Origin of the sequence: Flavonifractor sp. AGMB03687, from assembly GCF_017811815.1 — a bacterium.
Classification (GTDB): Bacteria; Bacillota; Clostridia; order Oscillospirales; family Oscillospiraceae; genus Flavonifractor.
Map to the genome: position 1 here is coordinate 1 of NZ_JADKZI010000011.1, position 25,147 is coordinate 25,147.

Below are 25,147 nucleotides of genomic sequence, written 5' to 3' on the forward strand. Positions count from 1 at the left end.
AGGTACACACTGTCAGGCCATTTACTCTCTCATTCTAACAGCTTCGGCTTTGAGATGGAAAAAGACGCGGCTGGCGGCCGCGCCTTAAACCGTAATTATTATTGTAGGAGGCATACAACCATGTCCAGCAGAATTTTTCAAAGCGTTGTCTTACAGATGAAAGACAGCACCGAACGGGCCATTGGCGTCATCGATTCTGAGGGAACGGTTGTGGCCTGCAACGAACTCAGCTGCATCGGGGAACATTGGCCCGGTGCGGTTGAGGCGGTGAATCGGGGCGAGGGCGACACCGTCCGCTTCGAGGGCCGCACTTTCAAGGCGCTGGCCGGCTGGGGCTCCCAGTTCGACTATGCCGTCTTCGCCAAGGGCGAGGACGCCGAGGCCAACATGGTGTGCTCCATGGCCACTGTGGCCCTCAACGGCGCCAAGACCTACTATGAGGAGAAGCACGACAAGGCGACCTTTGTCAAGAACATCATCTCCGATAACATCCTGCTGGGTGACATCTATGTCCGGGCCAAGGAGCTCCACTTTGTCTCCGAGGCGCCCCGGGCGGTCTTCCTGATCCGTCAGGTGGAGACCACCGACCCCGCCCTCATCGACGTGGTCCACGCCCTCTTCCCCGACAAGCAGGTGGATTTTGTGCTCTCCATCAGCGAGACCGACGTGGCCCTCATCAAGCAGCTCAATGACGGGGCCGAGACCCGGGACCTGCACAAGATCGCCAAGCAGATCGAGGACAAGATCACCGAGGAGCTCCACATCCGGGTGGTCATCGGCATCGGCACCATCGTGGGTCACATCCGCGAGCTGGCCCGGGCCTACAAGGAGGCTGGCATCGCCATCGATGTGGGCCGGGTGTTCGACACCGAGAAGAGCATCATCAACTATGAGAACCTGGGTATCGGCCGCCTGATTTATCAGCTGCCCACCACCCTGTGTGAGATGTTCCTCCAGGAAGTCTTTAAGAAGAATCCCATTGACGCTCTGGATCAGGAGACTCTCTTTACTATCAACAAGTTCTTTGAAAATAACCTGAACGTGTCCGAGACTGCCCGTAAGCTCTTTGTCCACCGCAACACCCTGGTGTACCGGCTGGAGAAGATCAAGAAGCTGACTGGTCTGGACCTGCGGGAATTCGATGACGCCATCACCTTCAAGGTGGCTTTGATGGTCAAGAAGTATCTGATCTCCCGGGGCATCGACAACTGAACCATCTTAACGAGCCGCAGAGGACACCGCTTCGATGTCCTCTGCGGCACGTGAGTTTGTTCGGAATCCAACAAAAGAGGTACACAGTGTGATACGTCTGATCGATATTCAAAAGTCCTACGACAACGGGACCAAGGCCCTGAAAGGGGTCAATCTACGCATTGACGACGGTGAATTTGTCTTTCTGGTGGGTCCCTCCGGCTCGGGCAAATCCACCATTCTGAAGCTCATCACAGCTGAGATCGCCCCCACCGGCGGCCGGCTGATGGTCAATGGCTACAATCTGAATACCATCACCCCCCGGCATGTGCCCTATATGCGCCGTACCCTGGGGGTCATCTTCCAGGATTTCCGCCTGATCGAGAAGAAGACGGTGAAGGAAAACCTGATTTTTGCCATGCAGGCGGTGGGCGCCTCGTCCCGGGAGATCCGTAAGCGGGTGGCCTATGTGCTGGATCTGGTGGGTCTGCTGGACAAGGGGGATCAGCGCCCCAATCAGCTGTCCGGCGGCGAGCAGCAGCGTGTGGCCATTGCCCGCGCTCTGGTGAACAATCCCCAGATGATCATTGCCGACGAGCCCACCGGTAACCTGGACCCCATGCGCTCCCTGGAGATCATGATGCTGCTGGAGCGCATCAATGAGCTGGGCACCACTGTGCTGGTGGTCACCCACGAACGGGAACTGGTCGACCGCTTCTCCAAGCGGGTGGTGGCCATTGAAAACGGCAGAATCATCAGCGACGAGACAGGCGGGTATTACAACAATGAGACAACGATATAATTTTGGCTATCTGTTTTCCGAGGGTTTCCACAGCATTTTTACCCACGGATTCATGTCCTTTGCGGCAGTGTGCATGATCGTGTGCTGTCTGCTTATTATGGGTTCCTTCTCCCTGGTGGCGGTGAACGCGGAGAATATGTTCAGCGACCTGGAGCAGGAGAACCAGTTCACGGCTTACATCGATGAGAATCTGACCCAGGAGGAGGCCCGTGCCCTCCAGGACGACATTGAGGCGGTACCCAATGTGGCCCGGGCGGATTTTGAGACCAAGGAACAGGCCCAGGAGGAGTTTGAGGCCGACTATGAGGGCAACCCCCTCTTTGACAGCCTGCCCTCCACCGTCTATCGGGACCGGTTCCACATCTATCTGGAGGATATCAGCCAGCTGACCCAGACCGAGAGTGCGGTGCAGCAGGTGGAGGGTGTGGCTTCCACTAAGTCCGCCCCTGAGATCGCCGAGGGCTTTACCGTCATCCGCAACATTGCCGGCGCGGTGGCCCTGATCCTGGTGGTCATCCTGCTGCTGGTCAGCCTGTTCATCATCTCCAATACCATCAAACTGGCCACCTTCAACCGGCGGGAGGAGATCGCCATCATGAAGATGTGCGGCGCCACCAACGCCTTTGTCCGCTGGCCCTTTGTGTTTGAGGGTATGATCCTGGGCCTGACCGGCGCCCTTGTGGGCTTCTTCCTGCAGTGGGGCGTGTATGCACTGGTGAGCCGGGCCATCAGTACCTCGGACACCATCCAGCTGATCAAGGTGCTGGCCTTCCAGCCCATGGCCCTTTGGGTGCTGGGAGCCTTCCTGATTACCGGCCTTGTCATCGGCGTGGTGGGTTCCATGCTGGCCATTCGTAAGTTCCTGCAGGTGTAACGACACCCGGGGATATCCTGGACAAGGAGACGGCATGAGACGAAAGATCCGAACCATACCGTTGGTATGTGTAATCCTGATCCTGGCCATGGCGGCTACTATGTTCCTACAGGTCGGCGCGGTGACTCAGAGTGAGATCGACGCGCTGAAGAAGCAGCAGCAGGCCAGTCAGGCTAAGCAGCAGCAGCTAAAGGATCAGCTGGCGGAGGTCAAGGAGGATCAGGCGGCCGCCCAGCAGAAGCGGCAGATCCTGACCCAGCAGCTGGATGCCATCAACAGTGAGATCGACAACATCAACGCGCAGATTTCCTGGTACGACGGCGAGATCTCCAAGAAGGAAGAAGAGCGCAAAGAGGCCGAAGCCCGGGAGGTGGAGCAGTATGAGCTGTTCTGCCAGCGGGTGCGGGCCATGGAAGAGGAGGGCTCGGTGTCCTACTGGTCCATCCTCTTCAACGCGGACAGCTTCTCCGACCTGATGGACCGCATTGCAGATGTGGATGCCGTTATGGCCTACGACAATGCGGTGATGGATCAGCTCATTGCCACCCGGGAGGAGCTGGAGCGGCTCCAGGCGGAGCTGGAAAGCGCCCGGGCGGAGGAACAGGCTGCCAAGGAGCAGCAGGAGGCCAAGAAAAAGGAACAGCAGGCCAAGGTGGCGGAAGCCCAGAAGCTGCTGGACCAGATCAATGCCAACATCGACGAGGTCAACCGTCAGCTGGACGCGGAGGACGCGGCGGCTGCCGACATCCAGGCTCAGATCACCAAAAAGCAGAAGCAGCTGGAGGAGCAGCGCAAGCAGCAGAATATTACGCTGCCGCCCACCGGCTCCAGCTACAACTGGCCGTTGCCTGCCGGCAATCTGAGGCTGACCTCTGCCTTTGGTTACCGCATCCACCCCATCAGCGGCAAACCTCACAGCCATACCGGCATCGATATTGCCGCTGCCGGCGGCACCCCCATCTATGCTGCCAAGGGCGGGCAGGTCATCACCTCTGCCTATCACTGGTCTTATGGCAATTATGTGGTCCTGGACCACGGCGGCGGCAACACCACCCTCTATGCCCATATGAGCAGACGGGCGGTGAGTGAGGGCCAGATGGTGACTCAGGGTCAGACCATCGGCTATGTGGGAAACACCGGCAATTCCAAGGGCAACCACCTGCATCTGGAGGTGCGGGTAGGCGGCCAGCGGACGGACCCGGAGAAGTGCTTCCCCGGACTCTACAATTCCTTTATCCGCGCCTATAACTGGTAGACGCACAGGCTCACGGCAGAAAAGGAGAAACAAACGTGGCGAAGAACGGCAAGAAAACCAACCCTAAAAGTACAGCCCGAAAGATGGAGCCCAGACGGCTGGTGGTAGGCGGTCTGGCGGTGGTGCTGGCCCTGCTGATGCTGCTCCCCATCTTCAGCATGATCGTGGGGAACGCCAGCGCGGTGACCCAGAGCGAGATCGACGCGCTGAAGAAGGAGCAGGAGGAGAGCCAGGCCAAGCAGGAGGAGCTGAAGGATCAGCTGGCCGATGCAGAGGCCGATCAGGCTGCCGCCCAGGAAAAGCGGCAGCTGCTGACCCAGCAGCTGGAGGCCATCAACGCGGAGATTGAAAATATCGACGCTCAGATTTCCTACTACGACGGCGAGATCGCCCAGAAGGAGGAGGAGCGCAAGGAGGCCGAGGCCCGGGAGCAGGAGCAGTACGAGCTGTTCTGCGAGCGGGTGCGGGCCATGGAAGAGGAGGGCACCGTGTCCTACTGGTCCATCCTCTTCAACGCGGAGAGTTTCTCCGATCTGCTGGACCGCATTGAGGACGTGGACGCCGTCATGGCCTACGACAACGCGGTAATGGACGAGCTGATTGCCACCCGGGAGGAGCTGGAGCGGCTCCAGGCGGAGCTGGAGAGTGCCCGGGCGGAGGAGCAGGCCGCCAAGGAGCAGCAGGAGGCCAAGAAGGCCGAGCAGCAGGCCAAGGTGGCCGAGGCCCAGAAGCTGGTGGATCAGATCAATGCCAACATCAGCGAGGTCAACCGCCAGCTGGACGAGGAGAGCGCCGCGGCCTCTGAGATTCAGGCGGAGATCGCCAAGAAGCAGAAGCAGCTGGAGGAAGAGCGCAAGCAGAACAACATTGTGATCTCCTCCGAGACTGGGTACATGTGGCCCCTGCCGGGCTATTACCGGCTGTCCTCTCAGTTTGGCTACCGGATCCATCCCATCACCGGCGTGGCTCACAGCCATACCGGCATTGATATCCCGGCTGCTGGCGGCACGCCCATTCTGGCCGCCAAGAGTGGTCAGGTGGTAACCTCGGCTTACCACTACTCTTACGGCAACTACGTGGTCATCGACCACGGCAACGGCAATTCCACGCTGTACGCCCACATGAGTTCCCGGGCGGTGAGCGAGGGCCAGATGGTGACCCAGGGGCAGGTCATCGGTTACGTAGGCACCACCGGCAGTTCCACCGGTAACCATCTGCACTTTGAGGTGCGTGACAACTACACCCGGGTGGACCCGGAGAGCAAGTTCCCCTCTCTCAATCTGACGCCTCCGTGGTAAAATAGAATCTAAGTTCAGGGCGGAGGGGGTAATCCCCCTCCGCCCTTGCATATTCATTACGTTTGGAAAGGAACTGATATCCAGTGCGCAAAAAACGGTTTTCCCTGATCCATCTGCTGCTTTTGGTTTTGCTCACCGTGGTGGTGACCGTAGGCGTAGGCCTTGGGGTGATCTACCAGATGGTGGGCAAGGAGGGGCTCTCCCTGCTGGAGGGCCTGCACCTGATCAATGAGAAATTTGTGGGTGAGTACGACGAGGGTGAGGTGGTAGACGCCGCCCTGGAGGGCATGGTGGAGGGCCTTGGAGACCGCTGGAGCTACTTCCTCACCGAGGAGGAATATGAGGCCCAGAACCAGCGCCGCACCAATCAGTATGTGGGTGTGGGTGTGACCGTAAACTATGCGTCGGAGGAGGGCCTTCAGATCGTGGAGGTCACCGCCGGCGGTCCGGCGGAGGAGGCTGGACTCCAGCCCGGCGAGCTCATTACGGCGGTGGACGGGTTCTCCCTGGCCGGTGAGGCCCGCTATGAGGGCGCCAACAAGATCCAGGGCGAGGAGGGGACCACGGTTTCTCTGGAGGTTCGGGGAACCGACGGCCAGACCCGCACGGTGGAAGTGAAGCGCACCAAGCTGGAGACCGATCCCGTCAGCGCCGAAATGCTGGAGAACAACGTGGGCTATGTCCGCCTTTCCAACTTCTATGACCGCAGCGCCGACCGGCTGAAGGAGGAGGTCACCCGCCTGCAGGAGGAGGGGGCCACCGCGCTGGCCTTTGACATGCGGAACAACGGCGGCGGCTATCTGAGCCAGCTCACCGACATGCTGGACTTCCTGCTGCCGGAGGGCCCCATCTTCATCACCAGGGACCGGGCGGGCAATGAGAAAGTCACCCAGTCGGATGCCTCCTGCGTGGATCTGCCCATGGCGGTGCTGGTCAACGCCGATACCTACTCCGCCGCCGAGTTCTTTGCCGCCGAGCTCCAGGAGTGGGGAGTTGCCGTCATCGTGGGTGAGCCCACCAGCGGCAAGGGCTACTCCCAGCAGACCTTTGAACTGCCCAACGGCAGCGCCGTGGCCATCTCTACCGGTGCCTACTTCACCGGCAGCGGCACCTCCCTCATTGGTACCGGCCTGACCCTGGACAAGGAGGTCTACCTCACCGACCAGGGGGATGCCCAGCTGGAGGCTGCTCTGGAACTTTTGGAACAATAATCGCAAAAACACTTGACTGTCAACCTGCTTGATACCTTATCCTGAACCTGGGAGGGAAAGCATATGACCATCAAGGAACTGGAAACATTGCTTGGTATGACCCGGGCCAATATCCGCTTCTATGAGCAAGAAGGGTTTCTGTGCCCCCAGCGGGGTGAGAACAACTACCGCATCTATTCCCAGGAGGATGTGGATACCCTGCGGAAAATCAAGCTGCTACGGCAGCTGGGTCTGCCCCTGGACACCATCCGGCAGGTGCAGCAGGGGACTGTGCCCCTGGACACCGCCTTGGCCCGGCAGCAGCGCACCTTGGAGGAGCAGCGCGCGGAACTGGCCTGGGCGGAGCAGGTGTGCTCCGCCATGCGCTCCGACCGGGCGGAGTATGCCACCCTGGACGCGGAGAAGTACCTGACCGCTCTGGACCGCCCGGCGGAGGGAGAGGGTTACTTCAGCCTGAAGAAGGACAGCACCCCCATGGTGGCCTATCCCTGGCGGCGGTTCTTTGCTCGGTGGCTGGATCTATTCTTATACAGCCTTGTTTGGACCGCCGTTGGGGCACTGGTGCTGCGGATCAACCTGCCGGACATCTGGATTATCAAGTTGATGAGCAGCTATCTCGACTACCTGACCATGATAGTGGTAGAGCCTGTCCTGCTGTCCACCTGGGGCTATACCCCCGGCAAATGGATCTTTGGCCTTCAGGTCCGGGGCCGGGACGGCGGAAAGATCTCCTGGGGGGACGCCATGAACCGCACATGGCTGGTCTTTGCCAAAGGCGAGGGGTACGGCATTCCGATCTACAATCTCTACCGCAATTACAAGAGCTATAAAGCCTGTGTGGACTGCGAGACCCTGGCCTGGGAGGAGAACTGCGGCTACGCCATCAAGGATGAAAGCGGACTGCGCTGCCTGGGCTTTGTAGGGGCGACGGCCGGCCTGTTTGGTCTGACCGTTTTGGTAGCCCTCCAGGCCCAGATGCCCCGCTACCAAGGGGAACTGACTGCCGCGCAGTACGCGGCCAATGTGAATGACGCAATTTCCTACCACCAGCTGCGGCTGCCTGATATGAACGACCAGGGAGGCTGGGATAATCGATCCAAGCCGGACCACCAGTTGATGCTGGATGAAAATGGCCTGGTAACCGGTGTACGGCTGGAGATGGAATGCACAGGAGAAGAATTTGTATCGCTCCCTGTGCTCCAGGAACAGCTGGCGGTCATCGCTCTGGTGGGCGGCAGTGGGGAGTATAATTGCTTTACCTGGGTAGCCAACGGCAACAGCCTGCTCAACCAAATTGCGGAGCAGAGTACAGAGTCCTATACCCTGGAAGCGGGAGATATGACCATCACTCAGACCGTGGAGATCGAGGGGTATGAGAAGGCGGAAGGCTATCTGATTGCGCCCATGATCGAGAGCGGAACGCCCAGCTATCAGATGGAATTTACCATTCAGCAAAAGTAAAAGGAATAGAAACGGGCCTGCTGCAAAGACTTGCAGCAGGCCCGTTTTTGCAAACTGATATCAGGTATGATCCCGGTCTCGCAGGTCCCGGAAGAGCAGGGTGATGCACCAGATCGCCGCCACACCCACTAGGGTGTAGACAATGCGGCTGAAGGTGCTGGCCTGCCCGCCGAAGAGAAAGGCTACCAGGTCAAACTGAAAGATACCAATGCTGCCCCAGTTGAGCCCGCCGATGATGGCAAGGGCCAGGGCGATCTTGTCCAGGAACATAGGATATGCTGCCTCCTCCAAATTGAGATACCGCCAATAGCATATCCGAATTGTTGCGCAATATTCAAAAATTTCAGCAATCGCAGGATTCAGCCGCCGCTGAGCAGCTTGCCCAGCCAGCCCCGGTGGAGGTCCACCGCCTTCTGGGGGCAGAGCTCGTGGCAGCAGTAGCAGCGAATGCAGGAGCGGGGATGGACTTTGGCCTTGCCGCCGGAGCCAGTCATGGTGATGGCTTTGCCGGGGCAGGCGTTTTTGCAGATGGCGCAGCCCACGCACAGATCCTCCCGGATCCTGGGCGTCTGGGACAGGAGGTTTTTGCACAGCCGCTGGGCCGTGTTGGTGAGGGGGCCCAGAAACTCCATCAGGTTGCCCCGGACGTTGGCGGGGAACTTGTAGTCCGGGATGCGCAGATCCTCCAGTTTGGTCCCCACTAGCTCGATCTCCTCCCAGCGGGTGGGAGAGAGGCCCCGGGCCTCCGCCGCCAGCAGGATGGGATTGCTGCTGCGGGGCAGGCCCATGATCTCTCCGGCGATCACGTCCAGCGCCAGCGGGTTGTCGGCCAGCAGCAGCAGGCCAACCGGCCGAGGGGTGCCCGACGCGCCGGGGCCTTCTCCCTCCATGGCCAGAATGCCGTCCATGACGCTGAGCCGGGGATTCATGAAACCGATGAGATCCAGCAGCACCTGGGCAAACTGGGCCTTGTCCGGGTGGGAACCGTGGAAGCCCACCTTGGTCAGGCCGGGGATGATACCGAAGCTGTTTTTTACCGCGCCGGTCATACCCATAAAGACGTGGGTTTTCATTTTGCACAGATCAAAGATACCGTCGGCGTCCAGCACCGGGGAGATGATCTCCGCCTGGCGGAGCACCTTGCCCTCCGGCAGGTCCACCAGCCGGGAGGAGGCATCCAGACAGAGCTGGGCGCCGGTCTGCTGAGCGGCCTGAGCCACCCCGGTTTTCTCATAGAGCCCCCGCAGCACCGACTCCTTCTGCAGGGCTCCACCGGGGCTGTCGGCGATCCAAGCGGTGCCGCCCGCCTCCTGTACCATGGCCGCAATGGCGCCGATCACCGCCGGGTGAGTGCAGATGGCGCTCTCCGGCGGCGCGGGGCGGAGTAGATTGGCTTTCAGCAAAATACGTTCCCCGAGGCGGACAAAGCGCTCCATGCCGCCCATATCTGCTACCGCTTTCCGCAGAGCGGCCTCCGCTCCGGCGTAGTCGGCGCAGGGAACGGCGAATACCTGATACCCCATCAGTTGAGAGACTTGGGGCCGAAGCCGTGGGGAAGCAGCTCATGGAGGGGGAGCCGGACAAAGTCCCGGTCCTTCCGGGCCACCAAGACGGTCAGGTCAGGAGCAAACTCATAGAGCATCTGCCGGCAGGCGCCGCAGGGCCAGCAGTAGTCGGTGGAGTTGCCCACCACGGCCAGCTTGACGAAGTCGTCCCGGTGCCCCTCGCTGACCGCCTTTACCAGGGCGGTGCGCTCGGCGCAGATGGTGGAGCCGTAGGCGGAGTTTTCCACGTTGCAGCCGGTGAAGATGGTCCCGTCGGCGCACAGCAGAGCGGCGCCCACAGGGAAGTGAGAGTAGGGGACATAGGAGCGCTCCAGCATGGTAAAGGCCAGATCCACCAGTTCCCGATCGGTCATAGTGCTCCCTCCTGTTCAAATCAAAAAAGGTGGTAAAATGAGATTGGGTTCTCATTTTACCACCTTTTTGCAGGTGTGACAACTCCCATTAGGCCCGGCTGGAGAAGGGGACCCGGTGGACCAGCAGGATGGAGGCGCCTCCGGTGACCGCTCCTGTGACCAGGGAGCACAGCAGCAGGGGAGGCAGGTAGACCAGCGGGGCCCGGGTGCCCAGCACCGCCATGGCGGCCAGGATCTGGCCGGTGTTGTGGGCGGCGGCGCCGGCAATGGACACGCCGAACAGGGACAGGCCGGGCAGATGGAGAGCCAGCGCCATCACCGCCAGGGCCAGCAGGCCGCCGGTGAGGGAGAAGGCCAGGGCCATCAGATTGCCTCCCAGCAGGGAGCCCAGCAGGCACCGGGCCACCAGGATCAGCAGCGCCTCCCGGCCGGACAGGCGGCACAGGGCGTAAACGGTGACCAGATTGGCCAGGCCCAGCCGCAAACCGGGCAGGGGGAAGAGAATGGTCAGGGGCACCAGGCCTTCCGCCACGGAGAGCGCCAGTGCCAAGGCGGTGAGCACCGCCGAGCGGGTGAGCCGCTGGAGAGAACCCGACATGCGGCGTCCTCCTTTCTGGAAAAAGAATCAAATCAATGGGGAACTTTTTATCCCGTCACTGCGTCAAACTCTTCGTCTTCACTGCCGGACAGGGAGATGACCAGCCGGTTGGGCAGGCAGATAATCTGCTGGCCGGACCGGCTGATCCAGCCGGTATTGACACAGTCCTGGCTGGGGCAGTCGCTGTGATCGATGCAGATGCGCCCCGGTTCGATGGAGATGGTCAGGGGATAGGGAGCCTCATCTACGGTGAGGGTTTCCGGCTGGGTCACCTGATCCAGCCGGTACTGGGCTACCGGCTCCCCGTCCAGGGTGACCACGGCGGTAATGGCGGAGCCCTGTGTGGGCCGCAGTAGAACGATCAGAACCACCGCAAAGGCGATCACAGCCAGGGCCACCACAGCGTCCCACGGGGTGGGACGGCGGCGCTCAGCGGCGGGCGATTTCATACGTATACCCCCGATCCTCGCCGGCGGGGCGATAGCCCGCCTCCAGGCCCTCGGTGACGATGACACGGTTGTCGTCGGTACACAGGACCAGCTCAAAATCATCCCGGCTCCGCCAGAAGTCCAGCGCCTCCTCCGGCCCGGCCACGAACAGGGCGGTGGAGAGGGCGTCGGCCAGCATGTGGTTGGAGGAGATCACGGTGACCGACCGCAGGCCGCTGTCAGCGGGATAGCCGGTCTTGGGATCAATGATGTGGTGATAGGTCACGCCGTCTTCCTCAAAGTAGCGCTCATATCCGCCGGAAGTGGAGGCAGTCTGATCGGTAAGGGAGAGGACGCACAGAGCCTCGTCTGTGTTCTGCGGGTCCTTGACGGCCACCTGCCAGGCGGTGCCGTCCAGCTTACTGCCGATGGCGGTGACGTTGCCGCCCAGATCCAGCAGGGCAGAGGTGGCTCCGTTCTCCCGCAGAACGGCCTCGGCCTGAGCCGCGGTAAAGCCCTTGGCGATGGCCCCCAGATCCACTTCCATACCGGCCCGCTCCAGTCGTGCGGCAGAGGCGGATTCATCCACGGTGAGCAGGCTGCTGTCCACCAGCGCCATGGCGGCGGAAAGGGCCTCCTCAGAGGGCACGTGGCGCTCCTCGGTGGTAAAGCCCCAGGCGTCCATCACCGGAGCGATGGTGATGTCAAAATCGCCGGGCAGAAGCTCGGAGACCGACTTGGCGAAGGAAAGAAGCTGAGTTACTTCAGGCTCCAGAGATACCATGGTGCCGTCACCGGCGTGGGAATTGAGGGCGGAGATGGTGCTGTCGGCGTCGGTGCGGGAGAGCAACTTGTCCAGACGCTCCACCTCCTGGCGGGCGGCCTGGACTGCGTCCTCACCGCCCTCGTTGTATACCCGGATGGACATGAGAGTGTCCATGGCGAAAAACTGGACCTGGGCAGGCTCGGTAGCTGCCTGCTGAGGGGTGCAGCCAGCCAGAAGAACGATACTCAGAAGAAAAGGAAGGAAACGTTTCATGATAGACTCCATTCTGCGGGGCGCAGGCCCGCCGAAGGCTGGAAAGCCGTGGATTTCAAGAACGATTGCAGCCATCATTTTATCATAATTTTGCCGGATTGAAAAGAGAAAAGGGATTCTTCACTTGCAAAGTGCGGCAATTTCTGATACACTATATGAGATTGATGATTCAGAGGCTCTGCTCCCGATGACAGGGCCTCAGCCACAGGAGATGGATACATGAACAAGAAAGAACAGAAAGCAGCGCAGCGCGCACGGGAGGAAGACGTTGTCCTGACCAAGGTCCTCTGGTGGATCCTGGGCGCTGTGGTGCTGGAAGCACTGCTCCTTCTGCTGAATAAAGTATATGTACACTTCCCCGCCGGACAGATCAACATCGTCCTGGCCCTTCGTACCATGTTTAATGTGCTCGGTGTCGCGCTGCCTATCTGCTTCGTGGTCCTGACGATCTGGGCCGTGATGCGCTGGCGTGCTGGCCGTTCCGCCAAGCTGGCCGGTATTCTGGCAGTGATCAGCCTGGTGCTGGGTGCCTGCGCCGCCATCATCAGCCTGTACTACAGCAAGGGCATCAGCTTCCTGTATGTGGCGGTGCCTGCGGTGACCGTTCTGGCCCTGATCTATTACCTGTACCAGCGGGAGTTCTTCTTCACCGCGGTGCTCAGTGCTCTGGGCCTGCTGGGTGTGCGCATCGCCCCCCAGACCGCCAACGATCCCCGGACCGCCTATGGTTATCTGGTGGTGCTGGCGGTGGTGCTGGTGGCCGGAGCCGTGTTCTTCCGCATGCTTCAGTGCCACAAGGGCACCATGAAGTTCATGGGCAAGACGGTGAACGTACTGCCTGAGAATGCCAACTACGCTATGCTGTATGTGACCTGCGCTCTGGTGGCTGTTGTGGTTATCGCAGCTCTGGTGCTGGGCGGCCTGGCCGTGCTGTACGGCGTGCTGGCGGCCTGGCTGCTGATCCTGGCGGTCTACTACACCGTCCGTCTGATGTGAATCAAAAATAAATTGGGAGCGGCACTTCATGTGCCGCTCCCAATTTGTTATGGAGCAAAAAGCTGAGGATGAATGGTAGCGTATTTTGACATTCTACTGCTGTGCAGAATGGAGGGGCCCAATGGACTATAAGATCATGATCGTGGAAGATGACCCTGATATTGCGGAGTTGTTATCGCTCCATTTGCAGAAATTTGGATTTTCCACTCACTTGTGCAGGGACTTTTCCAATGTGTTGGAAGAATTTGTGGAAAGCGCTCCCCATTTAGTCCTGCTGGATATCAATCTTCCTGCCTACGATGGATTTTACTGGTGCGGCCGACTGCGGGCAAAAAGTCCATGCCCCATCATTTTCCTGTCCTCCCGCAATGCAGATTCCGATCAGGTGTATGCCATGATGAACGGCGGGGATGATTTTGTCACCAAGCCCTTTTCGCTGGACGTAATTACCGCAAAGATTACGGCGCTTCTGCGCCGTACGTACGGAGAATATGCGGGATCTGGCCCCCAGGAGTGGAGCTGTGGAGACTGCACCTTTTCCCCAAAGCGACTGACGCTGCGCTGTAATGGAAGCGAAGTGGAGCTATCCAAAACCGAAGCGGGCGTTTTGCGGATCATCTTTGAAAAGCATCCTGACGTTGCCTCCCGCGAAGAGCTCCTCAATGAAATCTGGGACGATGAGACCTTTGTGGAAGAGAATACCCTCAACGTGACCATCAGCAGAATACGCCGGCGCTTGGAACAGGTAGGCTCCCGCCTTGTTTTGAAATCAGTTCGGGGAGTCGGGTACCGGATCGGAGACATGGGACATGAAAGCTAAGAGACTCCGGAGGCATATCAAGCTCTTTCTGGCAGATCACCTGTGGATCGTCCTGCTTTTTCTTGCCGCGCCTGTGGGGTTGCCCATCTTTTATCTGGCTGCAGTGGAGCAGGCTGATGTGGGAGCGTGGCTGTATTACGGTGGATTGGCCTTATTCGTGCTGCTCTGTTTTCTCTTGTACCGTTTTTATGCCACATGGAATCTGTACGAGCTGTTCTGCGATGAAAAACCAAACCTGGAGGATTTTCTGCTGCACGCCCCCAAGGGGAGCGAAGAACGCCGGTATCAGGTATTGATGCAGGAATTCTATCGCCGTTATGCTGCCAAGCTGAGCGGAATGGAGGACGACAGACGACAGAACAAGCTGATGATCTATCGCTGGGTCCATCAGCTGAAGACCCCTCTTTCCGTCATCCAACTGATTGCACAAAAGAACGGGTACCAGTCTGACTATAAAAAGGTAGCCCAGTCTGCGGCTCAGATCCAATATGACCTGGACCAGCTGCTGAATATGTATAAGCTGGATGCCATTCAGAATGATTTCCATGTAGAGCAGGTTTCTCTGCGGCAGATTGCAAAAGACAGCATCAATGAACTGAAATCCAGCTTTATTGAGCGAGGCGTCTTCCCCAAGCTGGAGGGAGATGAGCAGCTGGCGGTGTACAGTGATTCCAAATGGCTTCGTTTTGTGCTGTATCAGCTTTTGACCAACGCACTCAAATACAGCGACGGCGGAAAAACGATCGTTGTCAGAGCATACCGCACACAAGCGGCAAGTGTGTTAAGTGTGGAGGATGAGGGCTGCGGAATCCAACCGGAGGATATTCCGCGGATTTTTGACCTGTTTTTCACCGGACAGAACGGTCGCCTGCGTGGAGAATCCACCGGATTGGGCCTCTATATGGTCAAGCAGATTGTGGAGTATTTGGGCCACTCCATCCAGGTTGAGTCGAGCGTGGGGAAGGGCAGTAAATTCCGGATCATCTTTGAAGAAAAGAAGCCTTTGTGATAAGACGAGAAAGATTACAAAACTGTAAGGTTGTGTAATCTTTCTCGATTTTTCATACTGGGGTTTTGCGCTATACTGAGGGCAGAAAAACAAGGAGGACATCAGGATGCCTGTTTTAGAGACCAAACATCTTGGGAAGGTATATGAGGGAAAGGTCCCCTATACTGCCCTGCATGATATCAATTTCCAAATGGAAAAGGGAGAATTTGTTGCCATTATGGGACCGTCTGGCAGCGGAAAGAGCACGCTGCTGAATGTGATCTCTACCATTGACCATCCTACCAGCGGAAATGTCTGGATTGACGGCAAAGACCCGCATACCATGAAAGACAGCCAGTTGGCGCACTTCCGACGCAGCATATTGGGATTTGTGTTCCAGGACTTTAATCTGGTGCAGACGCTTACCGTCGGGGAAAACATCATGCTTCCGCTGACGCTGGAGGGTATCACGCCTGCTGTGATGAAAAAACGCACCCGGGCTGTGGCTGAGCTGCTGGGGATCGGGCACCTGCTGTCCAAACGCACCTTTGAGATTTCTGGAGGCCAGGCCCAGAGAGTCGCTGTTGCCCGTGCCGTGGTCAGTGAGCCTGCCCTCCTGCTTGCCGATGAGCCCACCGGGAACCTTGATTCCAAGGCCACAAGAGATGTGATGGAGTTGTTCCAGATGCTGAATCAGACCAGAGGGGCTACCATACTGATGGTCACCCACGATTCTTTTGTGGCCAGCTGCTGCAAGCGTGTGGTGATCATCAAGGATGGCGCCTTGTACCAGGAGATCGTTTCCGGCGGGAATCGACAGGCCTTTCAACAGAAGATCGTGGATGCCATGAGCCTTTTGGGAGGGGAACCCCGTGACATTATTTGAATTTGCATGGAAAAACATCAGCAGGGATAAGAGAAATTATATCTACTACTTTGTAAACTGTGTATGCTCCGTCTTTGTCTTTTTCCTGTTCAGTGTGCTGTCCTTTCATCCGGCGCTGAAGGTCATTGATACGCATAGTGCGATGGGAATGATTTTGGCGGTGGGGGAAGCTATATCCGTAGGGTTCTCCATCTGCTTTATCTCTTATTCCATGAGATGTTTTTTGAAAAACAGAAGTCGTCAGCTTGGTTTGATTACAATCCTGGGCGCGTCTAAAAAGCAGCTGAACCGCTTGATTTTTATGGAAAATATGTTGGTTGGCCTCCTGTCTGTGGGAACCGGTATCCTGTTTGGACTCATTTTTTCCAGATTCTTTCTTGACGTTGCCAATCGGCTGATCGGAGTGTCTAACTTTACCTTTTATTTTCCGACCCAGGCGATCCTTCTGACGGTGGTGGTCATGGGGCTGGTATTCTTGGGGATCGCTTACTTTACACCAAAGTGTATCCGCAAAAAAGAAGTGGTCCGGCTTCTGAAGGCCGAATTCAAGGATGATAAGCCTCAGAAGCTGATCCCCGTTTTGGTTGTGTTTTTCCTGCTGGTCCCGATCCTTCTGTGGGCTTTTGCGGGGGCATCCCCCTCGGCCCGCACCATGCAGTCCAGCGTTCTTTTCCCGTTTCTGCTTGTTCTTGCTGCTGTGCTGGGGACGTATCTCCTCTTTTCTGTTGGGATGCGGCTATGGATGGCGGTTCAGATCAAAGGCCGCTCCAACATCAGGCTGCTCTGTGTCGGCGACCAAAGGGCAAAGCTGAAAACCAATGTACAGAGCATGACGATTTCCGCCATTCTTTATGCGGTGTCATTCTTTGCGGTGATTATCCTGTTTTCTGTATCCGCAAATGTGAAGACAGAGACCGAAAAGATATTTCCCTATGCGCTGACCTATAATACCTGGACAGAGCAGGCGGATGCCGCCCGGGACCTCGCGGTCATTGAGAATGAATTGCAAGACCTCCCCGGTTACAAAATGACAGACATCCGTTTGTGGTATCCGGATGCGGAGTCCCGCAGCCCCATCATGGCCCAGAGTGATTACAATCAGATCATGGATTTTCTGGGCAGGGAGTCTATAACGCTCTCTGATACCGGGGTATATCTTGTGGCCGGCAGTGCGGATCAGAGCCTGGATAAAATCCCCTCTGGGACGGAGCAATTCTTCCGTGCCAATCAGTTGTCTCTGTCGGTCGAGGGACAGTCCGATCAAGTGATCACACTGACCGGTTTTACACGTGGAATATGTGTGGTGAGCGATGCGGTTTTTAGGGTTTTGGAATCCCAACTGACGGAGAAGACCATTACGGCGTTCTTATATGATGACTGGGAGAACAACAGCGAAAGCCCGGACAGGATCTTCACCGCACTGGAAGATACGCTGCAAAAGGGGGATGCCAACGTAGTATCTGCCTACCGCTACTATCGCAGCAGCCAGATCCAGAATAATCTGACGCTGTATATTGGAGGAATGCTCTCCTTCGTCTTCCTGCTTGCTGTTGCCAGCTTTGTCTATTCCAGACTTTACTCGGAAGTGGACAAAGACTGTTGGAAATTCAGGAGCATTGTAAAAATCGGACTTTCCGGTAAAGAGCTTTCTTCGGTATTAAGCCGCCTGGTTTTTATGATTCTGTGCGTCCCCTTTGGGGTGGCTCTGGTATATCTTTGGGTAGGGGTATTCATAACCGAGCGGTATACGCTGGTTTCCAACATTCCCACCGCGTTAGCCTTTACTGCGTTCTTGATTGTACTTCAAATCATTTTGTACCTGTGGGTCCGGAATGCCTATCGAAAAAACGTATTCCAAAAGGTATATGAAAGCTGACTGAACTGGCCTACGTGCGTCACAATAGCGCAAAAGGAACACAGAAAGAAACTGCCGCTGCAGGCATTGCCTGCAGCGGCAGTTTTTGCTTGTTTAGAGTTTTGGCGTCCACCACACCACGCCGCTGCGGTACTTTGCCGTGGCATGCCAGCTGCCGTCGGGCATCTGGGTGAAGTGACGGCACAGAATGGCCTTTGCGGTGTCGGGGTCCACGGTGCCTGGGGTGCAGCGGGCACACTCCCCCCGTACCAGAGCGTCCGCATCCGGATAGGAAAGCTGCTTTTCAAAGGGGAGTATCGCCACATTGGGATCGATGCCCATCTGATACAGGACGCCCACGAAGTAGATATAATCCTTCCATTCCCACCGGATCTTGCCCCCTGCCTCATCCAGCTCATGGACCCAGGCAGGAGCTAATCCGGTATTCATGCCTACCACACATAGCTTGTTTGCTGCATGGTCCATCCGGCGGAAGCAGTCCATCAGATCTGCCTGACGGTAGAAGCAGTTATAGCCAAAGACCAGATCATAACGCTTCTCCGGAGTGAAGGTCTCCCATTTGGCATGATAGGCGGAGATGTTGGTATATCCGTGTTCCGCGCCTGCTTGGAGAACAAAGTCCAGGACATCCTGAGAGAGGTCCACACAGGCCACCTCCCGGCATAGCTTTGCCAGGGTCAGGGTATAGCTGGCCCAGCCGGGTCCCAGTTCCAGAGCCGTTTCCACCCCATGGGTGCGCAGCAGAGGGCGCAGGTAGTCCAGCACCTGGAGGGCGGAGGGCTCGGGGGCATAGGTTTTGCGCTTGATAAAATCACGCCAGAAGTTTTGCTCCGCCTGGTCGTCTGTCATGCGTAGGGACGTGCTTGCCTCCACATGCTCCGTCCATTGCCGGGCAAAGTCGGGGATTGCTACGCGCTCTTTCATGGTGTGGTGCCTCCCTCCCAATGGGTATAGGAATAGAGCAGTTCTTTGGTGTAGGGGTGGATGGGGGCTTCCATCACCTGGTCCCGGCTCCCTACCTCAACCAGCCGGCCTTTCTGCATAACGCCGATGGTATGGCTGATCCACCCCAGCAGCTCAATGTCGTGGGTGATGTAAAGATAGGTGAGCCCCAGCTCCTGCTGAAGGTCCCGCAGCAGGTTCATGATACTGGCCTGTACCGATACATCCAGCATGGAGGTGGGTTCGTCCAGCAGCAGCACCTCCGGCTCCAGCAGCAGGGCCCGGCAGATCACCAGTCGCTGCCCTTCGCCGCCGCTGATCTGGTGTGGGTAGCGGGAGAGCAGATAGTCGGGCAGGCCAACCTGCCGGAGGGTGGCACGGATCTTCTCCATACGAGCCTCTTTGCTTTCCCCCAAACGGTGGATGGCCATGGCCTCCAGCAGGCTGTCCCGGATCCGCATGGAAGGGTCCAGGGAAGCTTCCGGGTTTTGAAAGATGATCTGTACCCGCCGGTGGTAGGTTTTGCACTGGCGGCGGTCCAAGCGGGCGATATCCTCGCCTTCAAACCGGATAGACCCACTGGTGGGCCGGAGGACCCGGGTGATCATGCGGGATAAGGTTGTCTTGCCGCAGCCGCTGTTGCCCACCAGGCCAAAGGTCTTGCCTCGCTCCAGCGTAAAACTGACATGATCCACCGCCCGGGTGGTATGGGTGCGGAAGATACCGCTGGTGAAATTTCGGCTGACTGCGTCCAATTCCAATACCTTATTCATAAAGAAAGCACCTCACTTTCCCGCCAGTGGGCAGCAGGTAGTCCCCCGGTTTTTCCTTGCCGCACCGTGCAGTGGCTTTGGGACAGCGGGGGTAGAAGGGGCAGCCGCTGTGGGACAGGCGGTTAGGGTCCGGCGGTGGTATGGGCACCATGCCCCGGCTGGGTAAGGAGTAGATCAGCCCTGCGGTATAGGGGTGGTGAGGGTGTTCCATGACCTCCTCCGCTGAGCCCTGTTCGATGATCTGTCCCATGTAAAGTACCCGGATATCGTCGCACAGCCGACGGGCCAGGGCCAGATCGTGGGTAATGACGATCATGCTGCAGTGGTGCTCGGCGTAAATCTGCCGAAGTACGGTATACACTTGATTTCGAATCACCGCGTCCAATCCCTTGGTGGGCTCATCCGCAATGACCCAGCCCGGGCGGCAGGCCAGTCCCAGGGCGGATACCAGGCGCTGATTCATGCCGCCGCTCATCTGAAAGGAATACTGATTCAGGATGCGTTCCGGCTCCTCAAAGCCAAACTGTTGGAGTAGCTTGGCCGCTTGGGCTTCCGCCTCTTTCCGGCTCCGCTTGCCGTGGGTGGTAATGGCCTCAGTCAGCTGACGGCGGAGCTTCATCACAGGGTCCAGGGAGGCACTGGGATTTTGCGGAATAAGGCCGATGGCAGCACCACGCAATTTGCGCAGCTGGCGCAGCGGCATGGAATAGAGTTCATGGGGGCCAAAGAAGCACTTGCCGGTTACCCTGGCGGTGTTGGGCAGCAGCCGCAGCAGGGACATACCCATGACGCTCTTACCGCTGCCGCTTTCCCCGATGACCCCGGAGATCCGCCCGGCCTGAAAGGTGGTGGACAGATCGTTGACGGCGTATACCGGGCCTTGGACGGTATCAAAGCACACGGAAAGATGCTGAATTTCAATGTCTGGTACCATGCTCACAGCTCCTTTACCGAATCCTGCTTTACATCCAGCCGGTCCCGCAAAAGATCTCCCAGCAGGTTAATGGACAGGGTGAGCAGGATAATACACAGCCCCGGCGCCCACAGCAGATGGGGGGCGCTGCGGAAATAGCGGCGGGCGGTGCCGCTGACCATCTCGCCCCAGTCCGGAGTGGGGGGCTGGATGCCCAGGCCCAGATAGCTCAGGCCGGCCACGGACAGCACCACTCGGCCCAAACGGGTGGTAAACTGAAGAATGACGTTGGTGCGGATGTTGGGCAGCACGTGCCGCAGGATGATCCGCAGATGTCCGGAGCCCAGGCAGCGCATGCCCTCAATATACATTTCGGATTTGACCTTCATAACCTCTCCCCGCACCAGGCGGGAGAAACCAACCCAGGAAGTAATGACCAGGGCAAGAATGATGCTCTTGCTGCTGCGTTCCAGCACGCCAACCAGAGCGATCATCAGCACCATGCCGGGCAGCCCCTGAAAGATATTGGAGATGGCTGTGATGATGCCGTCCACGATTCCTCCGCAGTAGCCGGCAATGATGCCGATTACCAGTCCCACGCACATGGAGCAGGCGGTAGCGGCCACAGCCAGCAGCAGGGAGGCCCGTCCGCCGTAGATGACCCGGCTGAGTACATCCCGCCCTAAGGCGTCGGTCCCAAGAAGATGTGCACGGCAAGGAGGTAATAGACGGAGATCCATATTTACCTCCAGTGGGTCATAGGGGGCCAGCCAGGGGGCAAATATGGTCATCAGAACGATAGCCAGCAGGATGGAGCAGACCATGATCAGTTGCAGATTCTGCTTTTTTCGCCTTGTCATGCTTCTCCCCCCTGCAGACGGATTTTGGGATTGACCGCCAGGTAAAGCAGGTCAGTGGCCAGTGTGATGAGGACAAAGGTGGTGCCCGTTATGAGCACATAGCCCTGGATCACAGGATAATCCCGGTTTTGAATGGCAGAGAGCACATAACTGCCCAATCCGGGGATGGCAAAGATGTTCTCAATGATGGTGCTCCCGCCTAAAATCCCGCCGAAGTAATTACCAATCAGGGTGATGATGGGCACCAGGGAGTTGCGGAAGGCGTGCCCTACCATAACCGCCCGCTGGGACAAGCCTTTGGCGTTGGCTATCACGATGTATTGCTCGCCCAGCTGGGACAGAATGTTCCCCCGAGTGAAGCGGGAGGTGGAGCCCACATTGGCGGCGGACAGTGCCACAGCGGGGAGGATCAGAGAGGCCAGGCCGCGGTCCAGACCGCTGGTGGGCAGCAGATGGAGCCATTCGGCAAATACGGTGATCAGAAACAGGGCCAGCCAGAAGCCGGGGATGGACAGCAGAAGCGTGGACAGCCCTTTCAAGACCGTATCCAGCCATGTATCATGGCAGGCCGCCATCAGCACACCCCCACCCACACCAAAAATCACAGCCACCAGCATGGCAGCCAGGGAGACTTTCAGCGTGATGGGTAGCCGAGTCATCAGTTCATGGGCGATGTCCTGGTTGCCGATATAGGAGCGGCCCAGATCGCCGTGGAGCGCTTTTCCCAGCCAGTCCAGATACTGGGCCGGCAGAGACTTATCCAGCCCCAGCTCGGTACGCATGGCAGCACGGTCCTCCTCTGTGGGGAACTCAATGCCGATGCGGAACAGTGCGTCATCCACCGGGTCGCCGGGAGCGATGCGCCCCAGTAAAAATGCCGCCAAGGAGATACCCAGCAGCACCGGGATCAGCACCAGCAGCCTGCGGCCGATGTATTTCAGAATTGCCATAGTCCACCGCCTTTTGGAAACAAGGTTGGTATGGAAAACAAGCCTCCGCCGCAGGACGGAGGCTTGTTTGAATGCGTATGGATCACTTTGCCCAGCATACCTGCGTATAGCCGGTCAGGCCGTATACGGTAGCCTGATAGCCGGTGATATCGCTGGAGGAGGCCACCACCTCCTGGGAGTAGAGCACAGGAATATTAGGGAAGTCCGTGGCAGAGATCTCCTGGAGTTCCTTATAAATCTCCGTCAGACGGTCGGCATCCAGACAGGTGGCAGCCTCTTCAATGAGCGCATCCACATGATCATTGTGGTAACCCAGACCGTAGTTGATATTGGTGCTGCCTTCGGTGTGCATAAAGCCCTTGAACAGGGAGAAGGGATTGGCGGAGGGCAGACCCTGGATCTTCAGGCACAGGTTGTAGTTGCCTGCCTTCATCTCATCCTTGCAGGGGCCCCAGTCCATCTGCTGGATGCTGACCTTGATGTTGGTGCCCTCAATGTTTTCCAGCAGGGCCTGAATGTATTCAGCCTCCTCCTGGTAGGGGTAGCGGTTGACGTCGCCGCTGGGAAGCAGGAAGCGCAGTTCCACCTCCTGGTCGCCCACCACCTCGCGGATCAGCTGAGCACCCTTTTCGGGGTCGTGCTGGACAGGCTGCTCCTCATAGAACGCAGAGGTATAGTTCAGAAAACCGCCAGCGGGGATACCATAGCCATTATAGAAGCTGTCAATGATGGTCTGGCGGTCCAGAAGCAAGGAGAGACCCTCCCGCATACGCACATCATTGAAGGGGAAGGCACCGCCATTTACATTGAGGAAGTGAGTGATACCCGAATCACCCACAGACACATGGTAGGCCGGGTCATCAGCGATTTCCGCAGCCTGGGACGGAGAGATGGCACCCAGGTCGCACAGGCCCTGGACCTCACCGGCCCGCAGGGCGGTATAGCGGGTCTCAGTATCGGGGATGACTTTAAAGCGGAAGGTCTGGGCGATGCCGGGGGTACCCCAGTAGGTTTCGTTGCGCTGGATGACGCAATACTGGCCCAGGACATTCTCGGTCACCACATAGGGACCGGTGCCGATGGGGAAGCCGTTAAAGGTGCCGTCTTCGGCAAAGCAGGCGGGCTCAAAGATGGCGGAGCCGTAGTTGACCATGGTGTAGTCCAGCAGAGGCTGACCTTCGGAAAGGGTGAGCACCACAGTGTAATCATCAGTTTTCTCGTAGGAAATCAGTCCGGGGTAGATGGTGTCGATGTTCATGCCGTAGAAGGAGGACTCAAAGGGGCCTTTCTTCATGCGGTCAAAGTTGGCCAGCACGATATCGGCGTTGAAAGGAGTGCCATTGGAGAAGGTCACACCCTCCCGCAGGTGGAAGGTCCACACGGTGGAATCTTCATTGTGTTCCCATTCGGTGGCCAGAGCAGGCGCAGGCTTGCCGTGCTCATCCTTGGTGATCAGGGGTTCCCACACCCCCAGGGACATGGAGGCATAGTAGGCGTCCTGCTCGCCGGGACATTGATCCCGGGAGGCGGCGAAAACGATTTCGCGGGTCTGATCCACCTCAGCAGAAGGTGTCTCTGAAGTAACAGGCGCAGGGGTTGAGCCGCACGCGGCCAGGGACAGTGCCAGGGCAGCGCCCAGCAGGATGGATATCAGGCGTCTCTTCTTCATCAATGGTCTCCCTTTCTTCTACAGTCAGATTGATGGAAACGCACAGCATGGCTGTGCGGTATTCCCGGGCAGAATGTTATACAGAAAGCCCAAGCTGAAACAGCGCGTTGGACCAGGAGCCGCAGGTCTCCTGCAGCCTTTTGCGGATCTCCGACGGCACTTCTCGCCGGCGGGGAGGGCGGCCCAGCTTTTCCGCCAGGTTCCGAATAAAGGCCAGATCCCCGGCGGTCTCCGGATCCAGATGCAGGATACGGTAGTGGCAATCGTAAAGATCCCCGCGGTGGGTGGCTCTGGAACGGTTTTCTCCCCTGAGGAGGGGAGCGTTGACAAAGGGTGTGATCCGCCGTACCGGTTCCAGGTCGATCTGATAGAGAGCGTTCCGCCAGGAGCCGAAGCGCTGGACCAAAGCGGCGCGCAGGTCACCTGGAACCTCGCTGCGCAGAGGTGCCCGGTTAAGCGTTTGAGCCAGAGTATGGAGTGCCGCCAGGTGCTGTTTGTCCGATTCTGACAGGTTCTCAAATTTCCGCAGGCCAGAGGCGGCCGCCTCTTCCGCTCCTGCGGCGGTCAGTACCTCGCCCCAGGTCTTGTATCGCTTTTTTAACCGTTGACCGATTTCGGGTAGGTCCGACGGATGGGGGATGCGTCCCAATGCCTTTGCGGTTTCCCGTACTTGGGCTAGTAACTCCTGGATTTCCTGCTCCTTTTGTGTAGCCTGGTCAGAGGACAGGCCGCCTCGTCCTGCTGCGCGGCTCAGCCCGGCCGCCCGCAGTGCACCCGGCCAGTTCCGGAAACGGCTGCGCAGATATTCCCGCAAAAGCCAGTGAACTTCACCTTGGGCGGGGGAATGTCCCAGTGCTTTTGCGGTTTCCTGCAGTAGTGCCAGCAGCTCATCATCAGAAAAGGCGGCGCAGAGGGCTTTTCCCTGAGGTGTATTGACCGAATAACAGGCATACTGCTCTTCCCGCTCTTCCTGCATGGAGCATCCGGACTGGATCAGACCAATTACTTTGGTTTTCTGGCCTGTCACCCATTGGCTGGTGTGCGTTGTCTCCACCATGTATCTTCCCTCTTTTCGCAAAAATGGCTGTGGATTTTTATCATCCACAGCCGTTTTCCTGTGCGCGCAGCCGCCGGGCACGGCGTCCCGTACCCGGCTCATCCTCTTTTTGTAGGTCTTCTGACTTGCGCTTGGGGCAGAGGATTTCTGCCTTCGCCGATCTGCTCTGCCTTCTCGGGGCACGTCCCCAATGGCGAACTTTCGTTGACGAGCAGCGGACATCACGCATACAGCGGCGGTTACCGTCCGGGATTCTCACCCGATTCCCTTGTTCAGCCACTCTGTTCCTGAGTGGCCACAAAAAGCTTGATTGTAGAACATAAAAAGTGCGGTCTTCCCATT

The 25,147-nt window shown here is 58.0% G+C and carries 25 protein-coding genes and 1 riboswitch; of the genes, 12 read left to right on the top strand and 13 right to left on the bottom strand.

The features are described 5' to 3' along the window. Positions 1–120 precede the first annotated feature (120 nt). The 7 genes from J9789_RS15755 to J9789_RS15785 all read left to right on the top strand — a co-directional run bounded on the left by J9789_RS15755 (position 121) and on the right by J9789_RS15785 (position 8,092). Positions 121–1,212 (top strand): helix-turn-helix domain-containing protein, encoded by a 1,092-nt coding sequence (locus J9789_RS15755; protein ID WP_087335784.1) that lies wholly within the window; start codon positions 121–123, stop codon positions 1,210–1,212. 88 nt (positions 1,213–1,300) lie between these two features. Continuing rightward, positions 1,301–1,993: a cell division ATP-binding protein FtsE gene (gene ftsE / locus J9789_RS15760; protein WP_209346631.1), complete on the top strand. Its 693-nt coding sequence runs from the start codon at positions 1,301–1,303 to the stop codon at positions 1,991–1,993. Then, positions 1,977–2,867 (top strand): permease-like cell division protein FtsX, encoded by an 891-nt coding sequence (gene ftsX / locus J9789_RS15765; protein WP_209346632.1) that lies wholly within the window; start codon positions 1,977–1,979, stop codon positions 2,865–2,867. Before ftsE ends, ftsX begins: the two co-directional genes overlap by 17 nt. 34 nt (positions 2,868–2,901) lie before the next feature. Next, positions 2,902–4,122 (top strand): peptidoglycan DD-metalloendopeptidase family protein, encoded by a 1,221-nt coding sequence (locus J9789_RS15770; protein WP_209346633.1) that lies wholly within the window; start codon positions 2,902–2,904, stop codon positions 4,120–4,122. A 35-nt stretch (positions 4,123–4,157) separates the two neighbouring features. Next, positions 4,158–5,420 (top strand): peptidoglycan DD-metalloendopeptidase family protein, encoded by a 1,263-nt coding sequence (locus tag J9789_RS15775; RefSeq protein ID WP_348633709.1) that lies wholly within the window; start codon positions 4,158–4,160, stop codon positions 5,418–5,420. An 83-nt stretch (positions 5,421–5,503) separates the two neighbouring features. Beyond that, positions 5,504–6,631, top strand: a complete 1,128-nt coding sequence (locus J9789_RS15780; RefSeq protein WP_209346634.1) for a S41 family peptidase — start codon at positions 5,504–5,506, stop codon at positions 6,629–6,631. 63 nt (positions 6,632–6,694) lie between these two features. Next, positions 6,695–8,092, top strand: coding sequence for a MerR family transcriptional regulator (locus tag J9789_RS15785; protein WP_209346635.1), 1,398 nt, complete (start codon positions 6,695–6,697; stop codon positions 8,090–8,092). A 60-nt stretch (positions 8,093–8,152) separates the two neighbouring features. Here J9789_RS15785 and J9789_RS15790 read toward each other — a convergent pair whose 3' ends face one another. From J9789_RS15790 to J9789_RS15815, 6 genes are all read right to left on the bottom strand, one after another. Further along, entirely contained in the window at positions 8,153–8,362 is a 210-nt protein-coding gene (locus J9789_RS15790) for a DUF378 domain-containing protein (RefSeq protein ID WP_087335772.1), read from the bottom strand. An 89-nt stretch (positions 8,363–8,451) separates the two neighbouring features. Continuing rightward, complete coding sequence (locus J9789_RS15795) at positions 8,452–9,615, bottom strand: DUF362 domain-containing protein (protein WP_245185335.1); 1,164 nt, start codon at positions 9,613–9,615, stop codon at positions 8,452–8,454. After that, entirely contained in the window at positions 9,615–10,010 is a 396-nt protein-coding gene (gene cdd, locus J9789_RS15800; RefSeq protein WP_209346636.1) for a cytidine deaminase, read from the bottom strand. Before cdd ends, J9789_RS15795 begins: the two co-directional genes overlap by 1 nt. 88 nt (positions 10,011–10,098) lie before the next feature. Continuing rightward, positions 10,099–10,608, bottom strand: a complete 510-nt coding sequence (locus J9789_RS15805; RefSeq protein ID WP_209346637.1) for a Gx transporter family protein — start codon at positions 10,606–10,608, stop codon at positions 10,099–10,101. Between the two features lie 47 nt (positions 10,609–10,655). After that, the gene (locus J9789_RS15810) at positions 10,656–11,057 is read right to left on the bottom strand and encodes a NusG domain II-containing protein (protein ID WP_209346638.1); all 402 of its coding nucleotides are present in this window, start codon (positions 11,055–11,057) and stop codon (positions 10,656–10,658) included. Beyond that, positions 11,038–12,075 carry an FAD:protein FMN transferase gene (locus J9789_RS15815; RefSeq protein ID WP_209346639.1) on the bottom strand — a complete coding sequence of 346 codons (1,038 nt, stop codon included), beginning with the start codon at positions 12,073–12,075 and terminating at the stop codon, positions 11,038–11,040. Before J9789_RS15815 ends, J9789_RS15810 begins: the two co-directional genes overlap by 20 nt. A gap of 219 nt (positions 12,076–12,294) precedes the next feature. Between J9789_RS15815 and J9789_RS15820 the strand changes: the two genes are divergently transcribed. From J9789_RS15820 to J9789_RS15840, 5 genes are all read left to right on the top strand, one after another. Continuing rightward, positions 12,295–13,071 carry a hypothetical protein gene (locus J9789_RS15820; RefSeq protein WP_209346640.1) on the top strand — a complete coding sequence of 259 codons (777 nt, stop codon included), beginning with the start codon at positions 12,295–12,297 and terminating at the stop codon, positions 13,069–13,071. Positions 13,072–13,192: 121 nt separating this feature from the next. Next, positions 13,193–13,891, top strand: a complete 699-nt coding sequence (locus J9789_RS15825) for a response regulator transcription factor (protein WP_209346641.1) — start codon at positions 13,193–13,195, stop codon at positions 13,889–13,891. After that, entirely contained in the window at positions 13,881–14,900 is a 1,020-nt protein-coding gene (locus J9789_RS15830) for a sensor histidine kinase (RefSeq protein ID WP_209346642.1), read from the top strand. The genes J9789_RS15825 and J9789_RS15830 overlap by 11 nt, the downstream gene beginning before the upstream one ends. Before the next feature lie 106 nt (positions 14,901–15,006). Further along, positions 15,007–15,765 carry an ABC transporter ATP-binding protein gene (locus tag J9789_RS15835; protein WP_209346643.1) on the top strand — a complete coding sequence of 253 codons (759 nt, stop codon included), beginning with the start codon at positions 15,007–15,009 and terminating at the stop codon, positions 15,763–15,765. Beyond that, entirely contained in the window at positions 15,752–17,641 is a 1,890-nt protein-coding gene (locus J9789_RS15840) for an ABC transporter permease (RefSeq protein WP_209346644.1), read from the top strand. Before J9789_RS15835 ends, J9789_RS15840 begins: the two co-directional genes overlap by 14 nt. Positions 17,642–17,734: 93 nt before the next feature. Here J9789_RS15840 and J9789_RS15845 read toward each other — a convergent pair whose 3' ends face one another. The 7 genes from J9789_RS15845 to J9789_RS15875 form a co-directional block, all read right to left on the bottom strand. Then, a complete protein-coding gene (locus tag J9789_RS15845; protein WP_209346645.1) occupies positions 17,735–18,565 on the bottom strand; it encodes a class I SAM-dependent methyltransferase in 831 nt (276 codons plus the stop codon). Beyond that, entirely contained in the window at positions 18,562–19,356 is a 795-nt protein-coding gene (locus tag J9789_RS15850; RefSeq protein WP_209346646.1) for an ABC transporter ATP-binding protein, read from the bottom strand. The genes J9789_RS15845 and J9789_RS15850 overlap by 4 nt, the downstream gene beginning before the upstream one ends. After that, positions 19,349–20,290 carry an ABC transporter ATP-binding protein gene (locus J9789_RS15855; protein WP_209346647.1) on the bottom strand — a complete coding sequence of 314 codons (942 nt, stop codon included), beginning with the start codon at positions 20,288–20,290 and terminating at the stop codon, positions 19,349–19,351. Before J9789_RS15855 ends, J9789_RS15850 begins: the two co-directional genes overlap by 8 nt. A gap of 2 nt (positions 20,291–20,292) precedes the next feature. Continuing rightward, the gene (locus J9789_RS15860; RefSeq protein WP_209346648.1) at positions 20,293–21,129 is read right to left on the bottom strand and encodes an ABC transporter permease; all 837 of its coding nucleotides are present in this window, start codon (positions 21,127–21,129) and stop codon (positions 20,293–20,295) included. After that, a complete protein-coding gene (locus tag J9789_RS15865; RefSeq protein WP_209346649.1) occupies positions 21,126–22,079 on the bottom strand; it encodes an ABC transporter permease in 954 nt (317 codons plus the stop codon). Before J9789_RS15865 ends, J9789_RS15860 begins: the two co-directional genes overlap by 4 nt. An 82-nt stretch (positions 22,080–22,161) precedes the next feature. Continuing rightward, on the bottom strand, positions 22,162–23,748 hold the full coding sequence (locus tag J9789_RS15870; protein WP_209346650.1) for an ABC transporter substrate-binding protein: 1,587 nt from the start codon (positions 23,746–23,748) through the stop codon (positions 22,162–22,164). 76 nt (positions 23,749–23,824) lie between these two features. Beyond that, the gene (locus J9789_RS15875; protein WP_209346651.1) at positions 23,825–24,805 is read right to left on the bottom strand and encodes a hypothetical protein; all 981 of its coding nucleotides are present in this window, start codon (positions 24,803–24,805) and stop codon (positions 23,825–23,827) included. Positions 24,806–24,897: 92 nt separating this feature from the next. Continuing rightward, a riboswitch (cobalamin riboswitch) is annotated at positions 24,898–25,123 on the bottom strand. Positions 25,124–25,147 lie beyond the last annotated feature (24 nt).

Bases quoted from the DNA above. Each gene is read 5' to 3' on its own strand.
- J9789_RS15810 (WP_209346638.1), bottom strand. From the start codon at position 11,057: ATGAAATCGCCCGCCGCTGAGCGCCGCCGTCCCACCCCGTGGGACGCT.
- J9789_RS15865 (WP_209346649.1), bottom strand. From the start codon at position 22,079: ATGGCAATTCTGAAATACATCGGCCGCAGGCTGCTGGTGCTGATCCCG.
- J9789_RS15815 (WP_209346639.1), bottom strand. From the start codon at position 12,075: ATGAAACGTTTCCTTCCTTTTCTTCTGAGTATCGTTCTTCTGGCTGGC.
- J9789_RS15825 (WP_209346641.1), top strand. From the start codon at position 13,193: ATGGACTATAAGATCATGATCGTGGAAGATGACCCTGATATTGCGGAG.
- J9789_RS15875 (WP_209346651.1), bottom strand. From the start codon at position 24,805: ATGGTGGAGACAACGCACACCAGCCAATGGGTGACAGGCCAGAAAACC.
- J9789_RS15855 (WP_209346647.1), bottom strand. From the start codon at position 20,290: ATGGTACCAGACATTGAAATTCAGCATCTTTCCGTGTGCTTTGATACC.
- J9789_RS15830 (WP_209346642.1), top strand. From the start codon at position 13,881: ATGAAAGCTAAGAGACTCCGGAGGCATATCAAGCTCTTTCTGGCAGAT.
- J9789_RS15850 (WP_209346646.1), bottom strand. From the start codon at position 19,356: ATGAATAAGGTATTGGAATTGGACGCAGTCAGCCGAAATTTCACCAGC.
- J9789_RS15845 (WP_209346645.1), bottom strand. From the start codon at position 18,565: ATGAAAGAGCGCGTAGCAATCCCCGACTTTGCCCGGCAATGGACGGAG.
- J9789_RS15785 (WP_209346635.1), top strand. From the start codon at position 6,695: ATGACCATCAAGGAACTGGAAACATTGCTTGGTATGACCCGGGCCAAT.
- J9789_RS15755 (WP_087335784.1), top strand. From the start codon at position 121: ATGTCCAGCAGAATTTTTCAAAGCGTTGTCTTACAGATGAAAGACAGC.
- J9789_RS15820 (WP_209346640.1), top strand. From the start codon at position 12,295: ATGAACAAGAAAGAACAGAAAGCAGCGCAGCGCGCACGGGAGGAAGAC.
- J9789_RS15805 (WP_209346637.1), bottom strand. From the start codon at position 10,608: ATGTCGGGTTCTCTCCAGCGGCTCACCCGCTCGGCGGTGCTCACCGCC.
- J9789_RS15860 (WP_209346648.1), bottom strand. From the start codon at position 21,129: ATGACAAGGCGAAAAAAGCAGAATCTGCAACTGATCATGGTCTGCTCC.
- J9789_RS15835 (WP_209346643.1), top strand. From the start codon at position 15,007: ATGCCTGTTTTAGAGACCAAACATCTTGGGAAGGTATATGAGGGAAAG.
- J9789_RS15870 (WP_209346650.1), bottom strand. From the start codon at position 23,748: ATGAAGAAGAGACGCCTGATATCCATCCTGCTGGGCGCTGCCCTGGCA.
- J9789_RS15790 (WP_087335772.1), bottom strand. From the start codon at position 8,362: ATGTTCCTGGACAAGATCGCCCTGGCCCTTGCCATCATCGGCGGGCTC.
- cdd (WP_209346636.1), bottom strand. From the start codon at position 10,010: ATGACCGATCGGGAACTGGTGGATCTGGCCTTTACCATGCTGGAGCGC.
- ftsX (WP_209346632.1), top strand. From the start codon at position 1,977: ATGAGACAACGATATAATTTTGGCTATCTGTTTTCCGAGGGTTTCCAC.
- J9789_RS15770 (WP_209346633.1), top strand. From the start codon at position 2,902: ATGAGACGAAAGATCCGAACCATACCGTTGGTATGTGTAATCCTGATC.
- J9789_RS15795 (WP_245185335.1), bottom strand. From the start codon at position 9,615: ATGGGGTATCAGGTATTCGCCGTTCCCTGCGCCGACTACGCCGGAGCG.